The sequence below is a fragment of the Lacibacter sp. genome, assembly GCF_035299325.1.
Lineage (GTDB): Bacteria > Bacteroidota > Bacteroidia > Chitinophagales > Chitinophagaceae > Lacibacter.
In genome coordinates this window covers 39573-56588 of the sequence record NZ_DATGWT010000002.1, presented here as the reverse complement: position 1 = coordinate 56588, position 17016 = coordinate 39573, and the positions used below count along the sequence as shown (strand labels likewise).

Annotated in this window: 13 protein-coding genes; 6 read left to right on the top strand and 7 right to left on the bottom strand. The window is 41.2% G+C overall.

What is annotated here, in order from left to right:
• Positions 1 to 7 precede the first annotated feature (7 nt).
• The 4 genes from VK159_RS01105 to VK159_RS01090 all read right to left on the bottom strand — a co-directional run bounded on the left by VK159_RS01105 (position 8) and on the right by VK159_RS01090 (position 6638).
• Complete coding sequence (locus VK159_RS01105) at positions 8 to 130, bottom strand: hypothetical protein (protein WP_324228294.1); 123 nt, start codon at positions 128 to 130, stop codon at positions 8 to 10.
• A gap of 149 nt (positions 131 to 279) precedes the next feature.
• Positions 280 to 1917, bottom strand: coding sequence for a chaperonin GroEL (gene groL / locus VK159_RS01100; protein ID WP_324228293.1), 1638 nt, complete (start codon positions 1915 to 1917; stop codon positions 280 to 282).
• A 149-nt stretch (positions 1918 to 2066) separates the two neighbouring features.
• On the bottom strand, positions 2067 to 2348 hold the full coding sequence (locus tag VK159_RS01095; RefSeq protein ID WP_182801800.1) for a co-chaperone GroES: 282 nt from the start codon (positions 2346 to 2348) through the stop codon (positions 2067 to 2069).
• Between the two features lie 219 nt (positions 2349 to 2567).
• Positions 2568 to 6638: a T9SS type A sorting domain-containing protein gene (locus tag VK159_RS01090; RefSeq protein ID WP_324228292.1), complete on the bottom strand. Its 4071-nt coding sequence runs from the start codon at positions 6636 to 6638 to the stop codon at positions 2568 to 2570.
• Positions 6639 to 6764: 126 nt separating this feature from the next.
• On the opposite strand from VK159_RS01090, the gene nusB reads away from it, so the two are divergent.
• The 5 genes from nusB to VK159_RS01065 all read left to right on the top strand — a co-directional run bounded on the left by nusB (position 6765) and on the right by VK159_RS01065 (position 9880).
• Positions 6765 to 7691, top strand: coding sequence for a transcription antitermination factor NusB (nusB, locus tag VK159_RS01085; protein ID WP_324228291.1), 927 nt, complete (start codon positions 6765 to 6767; stop codon positions 7689 to 7691).
• A gap of 43 nt (positions 7692 to 7734) precedes the next feature.
• Entirely contained in the window at positions 7735 to 8184 is a 450-nt protein-coding gene (locus tag VK159_RS01080) for a DUF1573 domain-containing protein (protein ID WP_324228290.1), read from the top strand.
• Between the two features lie 11 nt (positions 8185 to 8195).
• Positions 8196 to 8528 (top strand): preprotein translocase subunit YajC, encoded by a 333-nt coding sequence (yajC, locus tag VK159_RS01075; RefSeq protein ID WP_182801804.1) that lies wholly within the window; start codon positions 8196 to 8198, stop codon positions 8526 to 8528.
• 90 nt (positions 8529 to 8618) lie between these two features.
• Complete coding sequence (gene coaE, locus VK159_RS01070; RefSeq protein WP_324228289.1) at positions 8619 to 9215, top strand: dephospho-CoA kinase; 597 nt, start codon at positions 8619 to 8621, stop codon at positions 9213 to 9215.
• Positions 9212 to 9880: a CPBP family intramembrane glutamic endopeptidase gene (locus VK159_RS01065; RefSeq protein ID WP_324228288.1), complete on the top strand. Its 669-nt coding sequence runs from the start codon at positions 9212 to 9214 to the stop codon at positions 9878 to 9880. Before coaE ends, VK159_RS01065 begins: the two co-directional genes overlap by 4 nt.
• 91 nt (positions 9881 to 9971) lie before the next feature.
• On the opposite strand, the gene porQ is transcribed toward VK159_RS01065, so the two are convergent.
• The 3 genes from porQ to pafA form a co-directional block, all read right to left on the bottom strand.
• Positions 9972 to 11036 (bottom strand): type IX secretion system protein PorQ, encoded by a 1065-nt coding sequence (gene porQ / locus VK159_RS01060; protein ID WP_324228287.1) that lies wholly within the window; start codon positions 11034 to 11036, stop codon positions 9972 to 9974.
• 158 nt (positions 11037 to 11194) lie between these two features.
• Positions 11195 to 13618 carry an endopeptidase La gene (gene lon, locus VK159_RS01055; RefSeq protein ID WP_324228286.1) on the bottom strand — a complete coding sequence of 808 codons (2424 nt, stop codon included), beginning with the start codon at positions 13616 to 13618 and terminating at the stop codon, positions 11195 to 11197.
• 105 nt (positions 13619 to 13723) lie between these two features.
• Complete coding sequence (pafA, locus tag VK159_RS01050; RefSeq protein ID WP_324228285.1) at positions 13724 to 15370, bottom strand: alkaline phosphatase PafA; 1647 nt, start codon at positions 15368 to 15370, stop codon at positions 13724 to 13726.
• Positions 15371 to 15519: 149 nt separating this feature from the next.
• Here pafA and VK159_RS01045 point away from each other — a divergent pair, with 149 nt between their 5' ends.
• Positions 15520 to 16827 (top strand): pyridoxal phosphate-dependent aminotransferase family protein, encoded by a 1308-nt coding sequence (locus VK159_RS01045; RefSeq protein ID WP_324228284.1) that lies wholly within the window; start codon positions 15520 to 15522, stop codon positions 16825 to 16827.
• The last annotated feature ends 189 nt before the right edge of the window (positions 16828 to 17016 follow it).

The following is a 17016-nucleotide window of genomic DNA, read 5'->3' as shown; positions in this document are numbered from 1 at the left end:
CTTTGCTTTAGTAGATCAGATAGGGATTGTCAAACGAATCATCATCTCTTCTTCTGATCCGTTGCATCAACAGATTCAATTTGTTTTTCAATTTCTGCATGAACGGTAAAAGCATGTTTACTTTTTTCATTTCTCATGTTTTTTATCGTGATGAATCATTGAAATGCAAAGTCCCCTGTTTTACCAGAGGACTTTGGTTGTATGTTCAAGTTGTTACTAATAGTTAGAGTGATTGTGTGAAATGTACTTTGTACTTCCAACTTCTCACTTTGCACTTTCTTAGTAACCACCCATGCCGCCCATATCAGGAGCACCATGTGCATGTGGCTCTTCTTTCTTCGGCTTATCAGCAATTACAGCTTCAGTTGTTAACAACATACCTGCAATAGATGCTGCATTTTCCAAGGCCACACGGCTAACTTTTGTAGGATCAATTACACCTGCTTTAAACAGGTTCTCATACACTTCTGTACGTGCATTGAAACCGAAATCGCCTTTACCTTCTTTGATCTTCTGTACAACGATAGAACCGTCGATACCTGCATTAGCAGTTAACGTACGCATTGGTTCTTCCAGTGCACGACGAACGATCTGCATACCGGTTTGCTCATCTTCAATTTGTCCACGAACTTTTGCTTCCAAGGCATCAATTGCACGGATGTAAGCAACACCACCACCTGGAACAATACCTTCTTCAACCGCAGCTCTTGTTGCATGTAATGCATCATCCACACGGTCTTTCTTTTCCTTCATTTCCATTTCAGTAGCAGCACCAATGTACAATACAGCAACACCACCTGCTAGTTTAGCAAGGCGCTCTTGTAATTTTTCTTTATCGTAATCAGAAGTTGTGTTTTCAACCTGTGCTTTAATCTGGTTTACACGTGCAGTGATGTCGGTTTTCTTTCCTTTACCACCTACAACTGTTGTGTTATCCTTATCGATTGTTACAGAAGAAGCCTGACCTAAATAAGTCAAATCAGCATTCTCTAATTTGTAACCTTGTTCTTCGCTGATAACTGTACCTGCAGTGAGAATAGCAATATCAGTCAACATTTCCTTACGACGGTCACCAAAACCAGGAGCTTTTACAGCAGCCACTTTCAATGTACCACGCAGTTTGTTTACAACCAATGTTGCCAATGCTTCACCTTCAAGATCTTCAGAAATGATCAACAACGGACGACCGCTTTGAGCAACTTTCTCCAGGATGTGAAGGATATCTTTCATTGCAGAGATCTTCTTATCGTAGATAAGGATGTATGGGTTCTGCAATTCAACTTCCATTTTTTCGCTGTTTGTAACGAAGTATGGAGAAATATAACCACGATCGAACTGCATACCTTCAACTACATCAACAGTAGTATCAGTACCTTTTGCTTCTTCAACTGTGATCACACCTTCTTTACCAACTTTTGCAAATGCTTCAGCAATCAGCTTACCGATTGTTTCATCGTTGTTTGCAGAAATTGTTGCAACCTGTTGAATTTTTTTACTGTCGTTGCCAACAGTTTGCGATTGGCTTTTTAAATTTTCAACTACCAGTCTTACAGCTTTATCAATACCACGTTTCAGATCCATTGGGTTTGCACCTGCAGCTACCATTTTCAAACCTTCGCTGATGATTGATTGCGCCAATACAGTTGCAGTTGTAGTACCATCACCTGCAATGTCTGCAGTTTTAGAAGCTACTTCTTTCACCATTTGAGCACCCATGTTCTCGATGGGATCTTCGAGTTCAATTTCTTTTGCAACAGTAACACCATCTTTGGTTACAGCCGGTGCACCGAATTTCTTTTCGATTACTACGTTACGTCCTTTAGGACCGAGGGTAACTTTCACGGCGTTGGCCAGAATGTCAACACCTTTCTTCATTTTATTTCTTCCTTCAATATCGAAGAAGATTTGCTTTGCCATCTTTTGTAAGTTTAAAGTTTTAGGTTAAAAGTTTAAGGTTATTTACCAAGCTGCGTTGCTGCTATGAAGCATTTGTTGCGTCGCACTCTTGTACACCTTTTCTGTATTCGGCTCTTGCTCACAGCTAGTAGCTGATAGCTAAAAGCTTTTTATACAATCGCCAGGATGTCGCTTTCACGCATGATCAACAGATCATCACCATCAATAGCGATTTCAGTACCGGCATATTTACCGTATAGAACCGTATCGCCAACTTTTACAGTAACCGGTTCATCTTTTTTGCCGGGGCCTGCAGCCACTACGGTACCACGCTGGGGTTTTTCTTTTGCAGTATCGGGGATAATGATACCACCAGCTGTTTTTTCTTCAGCGGGGGCAGGCTTCACAATTACCCTGTCGTGTAAAGGGGTAACACTTACCTTCTTAGCCATAGTTATTCTTGTTTTAGTTTTGAAATGAAATTTGTTTTTGCCCGTTTTACGGGGCAACGAAGGTAAGCGAATACAGTGCCACCCCGCCAGAACAGGAAAAAATTTCAGAAATGGCGGAAAAGAGACAGTTTCCCTGAAAATTTCTGACAGGAAGGAAGACAAATTTACATAATTGCCTGATGAAATGAAAAAGCCCCCGATGTATCGGGGGACTTTGGATTATTGTTTTACAAGTTTAAAACTTTGTGTTTTATTACCAGCATCGATCCGGAGAATATACACTCCATCCGGAATCGATTTCTCGTTGATCGGTAATTGGCTGTTGCCATCTGTACGACCAAGATTCCAACGCTGCAATAATTGTCCATTACTGGTAAACAGTGTTACCGCTATCTGTTGCCGGCTTTGATTACTGATGTTTATGGGTATTACTGAGCTTACCGGGTTTTGCAGCAGTTTTACAAAATCTGCTTGACGACTTGGATCTCGAATCGGGGTAACCGCAGCTTCGGCAAGAAAATAAAGACCAGGCCCAAAAACATTTGCAGTAAAGAGATAGCCCGTACCGAAACCAATAACTGTAGTTGTGTAAACATTACTGTTGCCGCTGTTTGCACCTGCTATTGTACCTGCAGTTGTTCCTGCAAGGCGAACCTGGTTTGGATCTTTACCCCCCAGCTCAGCTGCTGTAAAATAAACTCCAACAGTATAACTGCTGTTTTGTGGAGTTCCAACAAAATCAACAAATACAATTTTTTGCGAACGGGAACCGGCAAAGAATGTCTGCCAGCTATTACCTGCTTCAGCAATCGAAGTATTTACACAACCAAAGTTGCGGGAAGGGGTTCCTATACGGCCAATAATATCAAACCCGTTATAGAAGCTGTATAATCCTGTTCCTCCTACATATTCCGAACGGTTTGTACCGACTGTACTTGCAATTGAATTGCCTGAAACAGCATTGAAGGTTGTGTTAATGCGGTTATAGTCTATGAAAGCGGCATTTAATGAACATCCGGACGAACTTACTGCATCTGACCAAGTGGATGCCCTTATAGAAGGATTTGAACTGCCAAATGGAGCAGAAGTTGCCTCTACAAGATCGGCTGAGCTTTCTGTTGTAGATTTATCGTAACAAATATTCACTAACAGGTTCGATACGCCATCCCAGTAAAAAGGGGTGGTGAATGTGAAAAGATTGACACCTGCTACAGTGCTGTAATTTGCCGAATAAACCTGTGTCAACCCCGCTCCGTTAAATCCTGTATTCAGTGAAGTAGCTGTTGTATTTCCCATTGAAATGGTAAACCCGGTAAATGGCTGTGTGCTATTCTTTGTAATAACATTCATCGTCATAGATCGGATATAACCATCTGCAATCATACCAGCACTTCCCAATTCCGCTGCAGTAAACAAATACTGTACACGGAATCTGCTGCGGTCTGTTCTGAATGGCGAGTTATTGGAAAGCGTGGTTTCATTTTGCCCTATACTGAAGTTGCCATTGTAAACCGGAGGAGTAGGTGCTATATCATCATCGGTAAGTGTAACAGTAAAACTTTGACTACTGGGTGCAGCTAATGCATTGGTAACGCCGCTCACCGTATAGTTGAGTGTAAAGGATTCGGCTGTTTCCACCTCGGCATCGTTGTAAATACGAACTGTAATATTCTGATCGGTCGTTGATCCGTTGTTAAACGCAAGTGTGTTGGATGGGGAACCGAAGTTTCCGTTAGTTGTAAAATCATAGTCTACACCTTGCGTAGCTGTTCCTCCGCCCTGAATATTCAACGTGACAACCGCATTTCCTGCAGGTGCGGCATCAATACGCATTGGAATGGTAATGTCCCGGTAATTACGACAGATTTCGCCAGTTGCCGTTGTACCCTCACTTAGCGATGTGTAAACGTATGATCCCGCAAAACGAATATAAGGAACAGAAGATGGGAATGATGATGTCCACAGGCCACGTCCATGTGTTGCCGCTAATATGGTTCCATCACGTTGACGATATTGTAGCATGTTTGTTCTTACAATCGGAAAAGTGATATTCTGTACCCATACCGTTGAGCTGCCGTTTATATCATCTGTTTCATAAATTCCCATGTCAGTTGCAATGATGGCTTTGTCATTATCTTCCGGGTAAAACATACCCCATCTCACAGGTATATCAGGAAGATTACCCGTGATATTGGTCCAGCCAGAAGCACCGCCACCTACTGTAGTTACAAATACATGCTGCACACCATAGTTTGAAAAAGTTGCGATGAGATTATTATCATTCGTTCCCACATTTATACTTGAGATTGTTGTAGTTGGCATATTTGAACCAGTAATGTTTGTAACATCTGGGAAAGCAACATGAGCGTTGTCTGCTTTTACCACTCTTCCACTTGCAGACCCAAAGAATACTCGATTGTTCGTGTAGGGTGATACTTTTAAACTGGTTACAGAATTAGTTGTTACTCCTGAAATTGAAACTATTGAAAAGGTTGATCCTGTTTGCGGATTATCCCATCGAACATATGTTCCGGCTGAACCACTGGTATACATACGATTATTCATGTCATCATAATCGGTGGGGTTAATAAATAGCCCAATAGAATTTGAAAAGTTAACCGAAGACCATGAGGCACCACCATTTACACTTCTGCGATATTGACTTCTTGTTGTTGAACCAAACTGGTATTGAGGTTCATTTTCATCAATATGGGTAAATCCACCATCGCCCCCAAGCACTTCTGTACTTGCACCCAAACCAGCAGCGGTTAACTGGTGTGTACCGTTATCCTGTGTTCCTCCAAGAAAATAGTTGGTAGTTGTTGGATGAATAGCACAGGAATAAAATTGCTTGATTCGAAGCCCGATATTTCTGTCTTCGTAACTATTTCCATTATCTGATGATAAGAAAATACCGCCATCTGTGGCAACCATTACCTGTGTGCCATTCCATACAACTGAGTGATGATCGGCGTGAACGTAATTGAGTGCTGTACCAACCCAGCGGGTGATCTGGGTCCAGCTTGTACCACCATCATCTGATTTAAAAAAATTCAAGCCTCCTGCTATAACAATATTTGGATTCGCAGGATCAACCCCAATGGCAAGATCATACCAACCCTGCCCAATGTTTATGGATGGAGAGCTTTGAGAATCCGACGGCCCACTAGGAGGTGATGTTGTGGTTGGTGCCCAATTTACACCGCCATCGGTCGATTTGTAAATCTGTGGTGTTCGATCATTTGCATCAGAAGGCAATACGTACAAAGTATTGCCTGCAACTGCCAGCTCACAATTGTATTGATAATTTAGAAATGGCGTTATGGGCGATTGCCAACTTGCTGAAGTGGCAGTTACCGGGTTATCAACATAAAAATAGCCTGATTGACTTACAGTGCTTCCGCCAGCACCCATTGTCACATGCATGCGCCCCGTACTACTTATACGTAAGTCGGTAATACGGTTGCCGTTGCCTGTAGTTGCTGGGGTTATATTGGTCCATGTTGTGCCACCGTCTGTTGAGCGCTGCAAACCTTGACCATTGCCTGCTGTGCCAATATATACATTACCTGCAGCGTCGCATACAATTTTTGAAGCATTCCAAAAACTTGTTGTACTTGGCAACAAACTCCAGCTAACACCATTATTTGTGCTTTTCCATATACCACCGCCACGCACCGCATCAATATTGCCATTACGTTCGCCGGTAGCAAAGTACATGATCTGAGGGTTTGTTGGGTCCTGACAAATACTTGCTACTGCAAGGTTTCCCAGAAAGTCGTTAACCAATATCCAGTTGGCTGGAGATGCAGTAATATTATTTGTTTTCCATAAACCTCCGCTTACACTTCCAACCCAAACTGTTTTGCGGGTAGCATCAGTTAAGTCAACATGAATTGCTCTGATGCGGCCAGCTGTGACTGCATTATTACCAGGCCCACGGGTATTGCCGTTAGTGGCACCAACAACATCTGTAAAGGGTCCTCTTTCTACCCAATTAAGGGCAGAGATACGGGCAACCCGGCCAGATTTTCGCTCGTTCAGCAAATCATCGTAAGCCCTCACAAGTCTATTCCTTGGCACATATCCAAGCTTTGGATCACGTGTCATTTCATATTCCATCATCAGAGATTCATAAGCACCATCCTCATTCTCCTTATCCTCCTTTTTCTCTGATTCAGATTGATCATTGATACGATATTCGGTAACTTTTTTCTTTCTTTCATTGTTACAGCTTACAACCGTTGTAACACTGTAAAACAATACAATAACAAATAATACTTTCTTCATGCTTAATTGGTTGGGTGGCCTTTCAAATGCAAGTGTGGCAAGGCTTATATTCAAAAATCAATAAATATCAAATATAAGGCAAAGCAATACTTATCTTTGCGGTTTGTTTAAACAAGTTCTTTCCACATGATCAGCAGAAGAAACATACGGGTTAAGGTGATGCAGACGTTGTACACCTGTTTTACGAGAGAAGGTGATATTACTAAAGAAGAGGCCATTCGTACATTAGATAAACACATCGACCAGAGCCGGCAGCTTTTCGTTTTCCTTATTTACATACTTACAGAAACAGCACGCTACGCTGAGGCCGATGCCCGGCAAAAGGCATCGAAGCATTTGCCCACAGCAGCTGATCTGAATATTAATACCAAAATTTCCGGCAACACCCTGCTTTGGCAATTGCTGGAACATACTTCATATGACAAAGCTGCGAAAGAAATTAAGCCTGAGCTGATGGGTGCCGAAGACTGGATCAGGAAGCTTTACAGCGAATTGGTGACGTCAGATGTATATAAGCAATACATCAAAATTGAAGGGCGTGAAAAGAAGCAGGAGAAGGAAATTCTCGAATTTATTTTCACGGATCTGATGCTGCCTAACGAAGATTTTATCAGCTTTATTGAAGAACGTTTTCTTCATTGGGAAGATGACGCAGATATGATCAACCTGCTGATGCTTAACCTGCTGCAAAAACCACACAACGGCGATTTTCAGCAATTTGTCAGCAACGAAAAATTAAAATTTGCAAAAGACCTCTTGTTGAGTGTTATTGAAAAAGAGGAAGTGTGTAACGAATATATCAAGGATAAACTCCAAAACTGGGACCCGGAGCGTACCGCTATCCTGGATATGATCCTGATGCGGATGGGTATTTGTGAATTCCTGTTTTTCGAAACCATTCCGCCAAAAGTGACCATCAACGAGTATATCGATCTTGCAAAAGACTACAGCACCCCGCAAAGTGGCCATTTTGTAAACGGTATTCTCGATAGTATTCATAAAGAACTTGCCACGCAGAACAAACTGCATAAAGTGTCTTTTAAGAAACCATAATCATCGCTTTCCTTTACATTTGCAATCCGATAAACAGACAGATATGAAATTACTCATCGTATTATCAACCTTCCTTGCATTTCTTACAGCTTGTGGAAATGCTGACAAGAAAACTGCTGATGCAGCAACAACTACAACTGAGCAAACTGAAGCAACAGCTCCCGCTGCTGCAGATGTAACAACTGTACAATGGCTTGATTCTTCACAGAACTTCGGCAAAGTAACTGATGGTGAAAAAGTGATGATCACTTTTCATTTTAAGAATACCGGCACAAAGCCATTGATCATCTCGAATGTGCAGGCAAGTTGCGGTTGTACCGTTCCTTCAAAACCTGAAGAGCCAATTGCACCTGGTGCTGAAGGGAAGATCACTGCAGAGTTTAACAGTGAAGGCCGTGTTGGTAAAGCATCAAAGAATGTAAACGTATCTCTAAATACAAAAGAAGGATTTGCGACTCTCCTTTTCGAAGGTGAAGTACTCCCTAAAAAATAAAACAAATACACATGTACGAATTACTCTTATTTGCAGGCGATCCCAAATCAGGTGGTGGAAGCATCCAGTTAGTTTTCCTTGGATTGATGATCTTAGTATTCTGGTTATTCATGATCCGTCCGCAAGCTAAAAAAGCAAAGCAACAAAAAACGTTTATTGAAAATCTTCAGAAAGGTGATAAAGTAGTAACCATTGCAGGTATTCATGGAGTTGTAAACAAAGTGAATGAAGATGGTACACTTTCATTGGAGATCAACCCCGGAAGTTATATCAAAATTGAACGTAGCTCTATCAGCATGGATTGGACAGCACAACTGAACAAGACAGCTGAAGTAAAAAAATAAAAACAGCCAATTGTAAATAGCCGGTAGTTATTAGTTAGGTAGTCAATAGGCTAACAACTAAAAACTATCGGCTATCGGCTTCTTAAAACAATGTTGAAAATCGGTTTAACAGGAGGCATTGGCAGCGGTAAGAGTACCGTTGCGAAAGTACTGGAAGTGCTGGGTGTTCCTGTTTATTATGCCGATGAAGCCGCAAAAGAATTAATGCATTCAAATGAGCTGTTGAAACAACAGCTCATTTTACATTTTGGAAAGGAAACATACTTCGAAGACGGGCAACTGAACCGTAAACATCTTTCGTCTATTGTTTTTAACAACAAAGAAAAACTGGAACTACTCAACAGTCTTGTGCACCCTGCAACTATAGCCGATGCGAAAGAATGGTTCAGTAAACAACAGTCGCCCTATGTTGTAAAAGAGGCGGCTCTTTTGTTTGAAAGTGGAACTGCTGAAGGTTTGGATTATATCATTGGTGTAACCGCACCTGCTGCGTTGCGTATTAAACGTGTAATGGATCGTGATGGAGTAACGGCAGATGAAGTAAAAAGACGAATGGCAAACCAGGTTGATGATACATTGAAAATGAAACTGTGCGATTTTGTATTGTACAACAACGAACAGGAATTATTATTGCCGCAGGTATTGACATTGCATAACGAACTGATCAAACGATCAACAGAAAAATGAGTTTACTATTTATCATCATTATTGCAGCAGGGCTTCCGTTTCTTACGGCACAGAGCTACAAGAACATCAAAAAGATGGAAGCTGAAATGGAAGGCGCACAGATCGCCAAGATACCTGTGTACCTGCAATCGATGCTGATGCAGATCATTCTTTGTGTGCTGGCATTCTTTGCTGCCCGTAGTGAAAAGATCGAGATCCCGTTCCAAAGTAATTTCAGTTATACATCAATTGCTGCTGCTGTTGCCTTAATCGGCATTGCTCTTGGCATTGCTTGGCTATCACAAAGATTTTCAAAAGAAAAAGATGATAGTACACTCCATCATATTTTACCCGATACGAATCTTGAGCGTTTAATCTGGATACTTGCTTGTGTGGTTGCTGCTTTTTGTGAAGAATATATATATCGTGGTGTGTTGTTCCAGATGATCATGGGTTATATGGAAAACACGTGGTGGTTAGCGGCAGTGTTAAGTGCTGTAGTATTTGCATTTGGTCATGGCACACAAGGTGAAAGGGCTATTATACAGATCATACCATTTGCTGTGGGTTTTCAATTTCTTGCATGGATCAGCGGCGGATTACTATTGCCAATGATTGCTCACTTCATCTACAATATTTTGGTGGAAGTTTTGTTTGGTGAAAAGATAAAAAGAGATGCAGCCTAGTCAATGGGCAATTGACAATTAGCAACACGCAAAAATTCCCGATATTAAAATCAACTTACCCATTGCCAATTGTCTATTGCTTATTAAGAGTTCACCACCCTACCTTCTCTCCCCAACTACCCAATCCAAAATATTTATTGAGCGGCATGGTCAATCCAATTTGATTGTAAGCAGTGTTATTTTGAAAATAGGTTCTTGCATAACGGAATTGCAACTTGGAGAATAAAACACCGGCGCCCAATGAAAAACCTGTAAGACCGTTTCCTCCATTACTTACTTTTAATTCTCTTCCACGTAAGATATTATATGCAGCAGTTACCTCCACCCTTTCTCCAATAAGTATTTGTGTAGCGAAAACAAAATGCTGAAAAATTTTATCAAGTGTGATTTTTTTTGTGGAAGCATTTTCATACCCGTTATCGTTGTTGAACAACGTATCGTTATACAAAATATCGAAGCGATGAAGATGATGAGCAGTTATAGAAAAACGAATGGGCGCTTTTGCCAAACGTTTGGAAATACCTGCCTGCAGATCAAACGGCAATTCCTCCGGTTCAGCCGGGTTATAACGTTTTATTTGTCCGCCCATATTAACGGCTACAATACTTGCCTGTAAAAAATTCGCCGTGTCTCTGTACAACACACCCACATCAGCTGCAATAGCCGATGATCGATATGGCCCGTAATTACTTGCTAAAAATTTCAGCGACACACCATACTTCCAACGGCTGAGGTATTCTCTGCTTGCTTGCACCTGCACTACAAAATCACGAGGTCGGTACACTCCTTCAATATTTCCCGATGCATCTGTTTGTTGCGTAGCGCCATAATCGAAATACAAAATACCAGCGGCAAAATTTGTGTTCAACTTTTTACTTCTGAATGCAAGCATCCAATGAACATTCTTGACACCTGCATACAAAGCGTTGAAGTTTGCAGCCATCTGTGTATGCATACTTGAATCGAGTTGAGCAGGATTAGAAAAAGCAAGTGATACATCATTCGATTCATTGGTAAGATTGATTCCGCCCAATGCTGATAATTGTGGTGATGCAGGAAATTTCAGAAAATTATATGCAGCTCTGCCACCCAATGTTTGTGCAAACAGGCCAGCAGAAGCAAAGAAAACGACAACGAAACAAATCAATCGACGCATGGCAGAAGTAACTAAGGCTGTAATTTAGGCAAAAAAATATCCCCCATAGAAATGGGGGAATCTCTTTAACCCTTAAAACAACCAACATGAAATAAATTCGTGTCGATATGTTAGTAACAGTTTTACAAAAGCTTGGTTCACTAAATTGAAAAAAAACTTTACAACAAAGCCAGATCAAGCACCTGCTGCATTGTTTTTACATAATGAAATTTCATTCCTTTAATGTATAAAGAATTGATTTCCTGAACATCTTTTTCATTCTGCCAACAAAGCACTACTTCTTTAATACCTGCACGTTTCGCTGCTAATATTTTTTCTTTGATACCTCCAACAGGAAGTACTTGTCCACGTAACGTGATCTCACCAGTCATTGCAAGAAATGGTTTTACCCTGCGCCCTGTAAAGGCGCTTGATATTGCGGTGAGCATGGTTATACCTGCACTCGGACCATCTTTTGGCACAGCACCTTCAGGCACGTGAATATGAATATTCTTCTTTTGAAAATCTTCCAGCTCAACACCAATTTTTTTGGCGTTTGCCTGCAGGTAACTCAAAGCAGTAGATGCACTTTCCTTCATCACATTACCAAGATTACCCGTTAATCGGAGCTCACCTTTACCTTCAGCTAAGCTGGCTTCAATAAATAATATTTCACCACCCACTGCTGTCCATGCAAGACCAACAGCCACGCCGGGCATATTGGCCGTTTTATACAGTTCATTGCTGTACCGTGGCTTACCCAATATTCTTTCAATATCATTTGCTGTAAGCGTTGGCTTCAGCTTTTCTTTCATGGCATATTCCTTCGCCTGTGATCGCATGATGGATGCAAGTTGCCGGTCGAGTTCACGTACACCACTTTCTCTTGTATAATCTTCAATGATCTTACGTAATACCGGATCACTCATTTTGAATGGAAGATTCAGTAAGCCATGCGCTTCTTTCTGTTTCGGCAACAGATAATTTTTAGCGATCTCAATTTTTTCTTCCACTGCATAACCACTCAGATCAATAATTTCCAAGCGATCTCTTAATGCAGGCTGAATAGATGCCAAACTGTTTGCTGTTGCAACAAACAATACTTTGCTGAGATCATATTCCAGTTCAAGATAGTTATCGTAGAACGTATGATTCTGTTCAGGATCAAGTAACTCAAGTAATGCACTTGAAGGATCGCCACGAAAATCATTACCCAGTTTATCTATTTCATCAAGGATCATGACCGGGTTTGATGTTTTTATTTTCCGTAACGATTGCAAGATGCGGCCGGGCATTGCACCGATATATGTTTTACGATGCCCTCTTATCTCACTCTCATCATGCAAACCACCTAAGCTGATACGAACATACTTACGGCCAAGTGCACTCGCTATACTTTTTCCCAACGATGTTTTACCAATACCGGGAGGACCAAGCAAACACAGGATGGGGCTCTTCATATCGCCCTTCAATTTCAACACAGCAAGATATTCGAGAATACGTTCTTTTACTTTCTGAATACCATAATGATCCTGATCCAACACTTTCTTTGCTTTCTTAAGATCGTATTGATCATTGGTGTACTCACCCCAGGGAAGATCAAGCATCAGATCAAGATGATTGTACACAACAGAATAGTCCGGTGTTGATGGATGCATACGTTCCAGCTTCTCAATTCCTTTGCGGAACATCTCTTTTGCAGCATCACTCCACTTTTTCAGTTCTGCTTTTTTCTTCATCTCCTGTATCTCCAGGTCATTTGCATCACCACCTAATTCTTCTTTGATGCTTTTCATCTGTTGCTGCAGAAAATATTCACGCTGCTGTTTATCCAGTTCCGTTCTTGTCTTGTTGGTTACTTTATTCTTCAGTTCGGTATACTGTAATTCTTTCTGCAATAATGTAAGTAACAACTCTGCACGTTGCTTAATGGTATTTGTTTCAAGCAAACGTTGCTTTTCTGAAATATCACTGTTAAGATTATTACTTACAAAGTGAACAAGAAAAGCAGGGTTCTCAATATTTTTTAAAATGATGGACGCTTCGCTTGGAATATTCGGCGACAGTTGAATGATTTGCGCCGCCATGTCTTTTATTGATCCGGCAACTGCTTTAAAATTTTCATCTTCCGGTGTTGGTTCTTCCTGCAATACCTCAATACTTGCCTTAAAGAATGGATCATCGGAAGTAAGCATGTTGATACGGAAACGTTTCTTACCCTGGATGATCACGGTAGTTCCGCCATCGGGCATTTTGATCAACTTCACTACTTTGGCAATAGTGCCGGTGTATTCTAAATCAATTACAGTAGGATCTTCCACATTGCTGTCTTTCTGTGCCACCACACCAACAAGTTTGTTGGTCTTATACGCTTCGTTTACAGCTTGTATACTTTTATCACGGCCAACTGTAATGGGCAATACAACTCCGGGAAACAACACTGTATTTCTTAGGGGTAGAATGGGCAATTCTGCAGGAATTTCTATATCCTCATCACTATCGCTCTCTGCTTCATTTAGTGGAATGATGGGTAAAAAATCTACGTCCTCATCGCCGGGTCTTAAAAACAAACTCTTTTCATTCATAGTTTTCGCTTTAGTCATTTTGACAGATAAGCCCCTCGAAAAGGGGCTTTCTGCAATTAAGTATAGAAGTGCCAAGATTAATGCCAGAGGCCGGCACTCTGCTAAATCTTCATATCCTCATTCTCATTGCTGAAGCACAGGAAGAATGGGTTTGCCAACACAACCGTTCGGCATCTGTATTTTCAGCAATGCCGCAACCGTTGGAGCAATATCTGTCATGTATACTTCCTGATTGCTTTTACCGGGTTTGATTCCCCATCCGTACCAAAGCAATGGAAGATGACTGTCATAGGGATTCCACACACTATGATCTGTTCCTTTTGGATTGTCTTTGAACCATTGCGGCTCCGGTATTACCTGCAATTCACCGCTACGGTAAGGATAATATCCGTTGATCAGTCGTTCACGAATTGGCTGAGGCAATAGTGAATTATCAAGATTCTCTTTATCGATGACACGGTAAATACCATCTTGATTTTCCATGAAACTGATGATATGTTTTTTTACAGCTGCAACATCTGTCCGAAGAGAGTCGAATGCCTTCGTATTTAAAGCAAGATTATAATAAGTTGAAAAAATGACTGCATTTTTCACATTGAACTTTGTTGCAATTTCATCATTCACTTTCCTCACCAGTGACCCCAACGGAATTGAACCGCCGGTCAAATTGTTTTCTTTTAAGAAACCCGGTACATGTGCTGCACCATGATCGGCAGTAAGAAATACGGTGTATTGTCCTTTACCAATTTGTTGATCGAGATAATTCAGAAAGTCGCCAAGATCTTTATCTAAACGGAGATAAGTATCTTCTGCTTCAACAGAATTTGGACCATACGTATGCCCCATATAATCGGGCGATGAAATACTTACTGCAAGAAAATCTGTAACGCCTCTTTTCCCTAATTGCTCCCCTTTCATTGCCGCCTTTGCCATTTCTAATGTGTAAGTAGCCGCTTGTGGTAAGTAAGGCAGCTTCCCATAATTACTACCGATATAGCTTCTTGTATCATAAGGGAAAGTGGTTTTATTCAAGAGATCACCACGCTCAAAAAAAGCACTGTCTTTACCGCTTTGCAAATAAGTGTTGATGGGATAAAGTGTATTCCATCCTTCTTTGTAGTAAACATCGGGCAACTTACGTGCATTGAATTCCTTTGCCCATTGCGGCAGATCGTTCATGTAATAAGTACTGCTTACAAAAACACCACGTGCTTCATCATACCAATAAGCCGTTCCTGAAAAACCAGCTGGCAAAATAGCACCCCGGTCTTTAATGGAAATACCAATTGATTTGCTTTGAAAGTTGGTTGCTAATCTCAACTCATCGGTAACAGTATTGCTCATGAGGTTGCGTGGACTCATTTCACCATCACGAGTATCTGACCCCACTGTTTTTACTGTTTTATCTTCAACACAATACATGTTGCGTTGTTTCTTTGCATCCCACCAATTGTTTCCTGTTATGCCATTGATTGCCGGCACTGACCCTGTATACACAGCAGCGTGACCACAACCCGTAGCTGTTGGTGTGTATGGGATGAACGCATTCTCACAACTGAAACCCTGGTTAAGCATACGCTTAAACCCACCTGTGGCAGAATAACGGCTGTAATACCGGTAGAGATAATCCCAGCGCATTTGATCAACCATTATGCCCACCACCAACTTTGGACGCTGAACTATGCCTCCCGGTTGATTTGCTGTTGAAGTTTTCTGTGCATTGAGTTGTAAAGAGCTAAGGATTAAAAGAAACGATAAGACAAAACGCATACATTTGATTTAGATGGGTAAAGATACCGTTGATTGACTGTTTATAAAGTGATTTTTACACGAACGAATCTCTTCGTTTTCATCCTTTTCTGATCGGTGCCAAAACCTTACCTTTGCCGCAAATTTTTCACCCTTAACAATTTCATCATATGGCAGATATTTTTGAGAAGATGCTTAAGAATTCCGGACCAATTGGTCAGCACAGAGAAAGAGCACACGGTTACTTCGCTTTCCCGAAACTGGAAGGCCCCATCAGCAGCCGTATGATGTTTCGTGGGAAAGAGAAAATTGTGTGGAGTCTTAACAACTACCTCGGCTTAGCCAATCACCCTGAAATACGTAAAGTGGATGCTGATGCAGCAAAAGAATGGGGACTTGCTTACCCCATGGGTGCCCGTATGATGAGTGGCAACTCAACGCTGCACGAACAACTGGAAAGAGAACTGGCAGAATTTGAAATGAAAGAAGATGCTATTCTTTTGAATTTCGGATACCAGGGAATCATGAGTACGATTGATGCGATCTGCGGTCGTCATGATGTAATTGTGTACGATGCAGAAAGTCATGCATGTATCATTGATGGCTTGCGTTTACACCCCGGTCATCGTTATGTGTTTAAACATAATGATGTGGAAGATTGCGAAAAGCAATTACAACGTGCAACAGCACTTATTGAAAAACAAGGTGCAGGTGGAATTCTCCTGATAACAGAAGGTGTGTTTGGAATGGCCGGTGATCAAGGCAAATTGAAAGAGATCTGTGACCTGAAGAAACAATATGATTTCCGTTTATTGGTAGATGATGCGCACGGTTTTGGTACGCTTGGTAAAACAGGTGCAGGTGCAGGTGAAGAGCAAGGTTGCCAGGAAGAAATTGATCTTTACTTCAGCACATTTGCAAAATCAATGGCATCGATCGGTGCGTTTTTAGCCGGGCCAAAAGCCATTATTGATTATATCCGATATAACATTCGTTCACAGATATTTGCCAAGAGTTTACCAATGCCGATTGTGGTTGGTAACCTCAAACGTTTGGAAATGTTGAAGACCATGCCCGAACTGAAAGAAAAGTTATGGAGCAACGCACGCAAGCTTCAAACCGGTTTAAAAGAAAGAGGATTTGATATTGGTAAAACGGATAGCCCTGTTACTCCCGTTTATATGAGTGGTGGTGTGGAAGAAGCAACAGCAATGGTAATGGACTTGCGTGAGAATTACCACATCTTTGCTTCGATTGTTGTTTATCCTGTTATTCCAAAAGGACATATCATTTACCGTTTGATACCTTCTGCTGCTCATACCGATGAGGATATTGAGCAAACGTTAACTGCCTTCTTCGAAACAAAAGCAAAGCTTGATGCCGGTGCTTATAAAGTTGAAGCTATTCCTGATATGGCTGAAGACACCGTTAGTGGTAAAAGATTTGATTATATGCTCGACAGACCAAAAAATAAATAAGTTCAAACAGGTCAATTGACTAAAAGAGGCTGTATCATTTGATATAGCCTCTTTTCATTTCCTGCAACAAAGGCTTTCACAGGAATGTAGAAATTACGGTAAAACCTTACGAGTTTTCCTAATATCTGCTAATTGTTCCCTATTAGCACATACGATAGGGTTGTATTTTTCGTTTCTCTTCTTTATTTT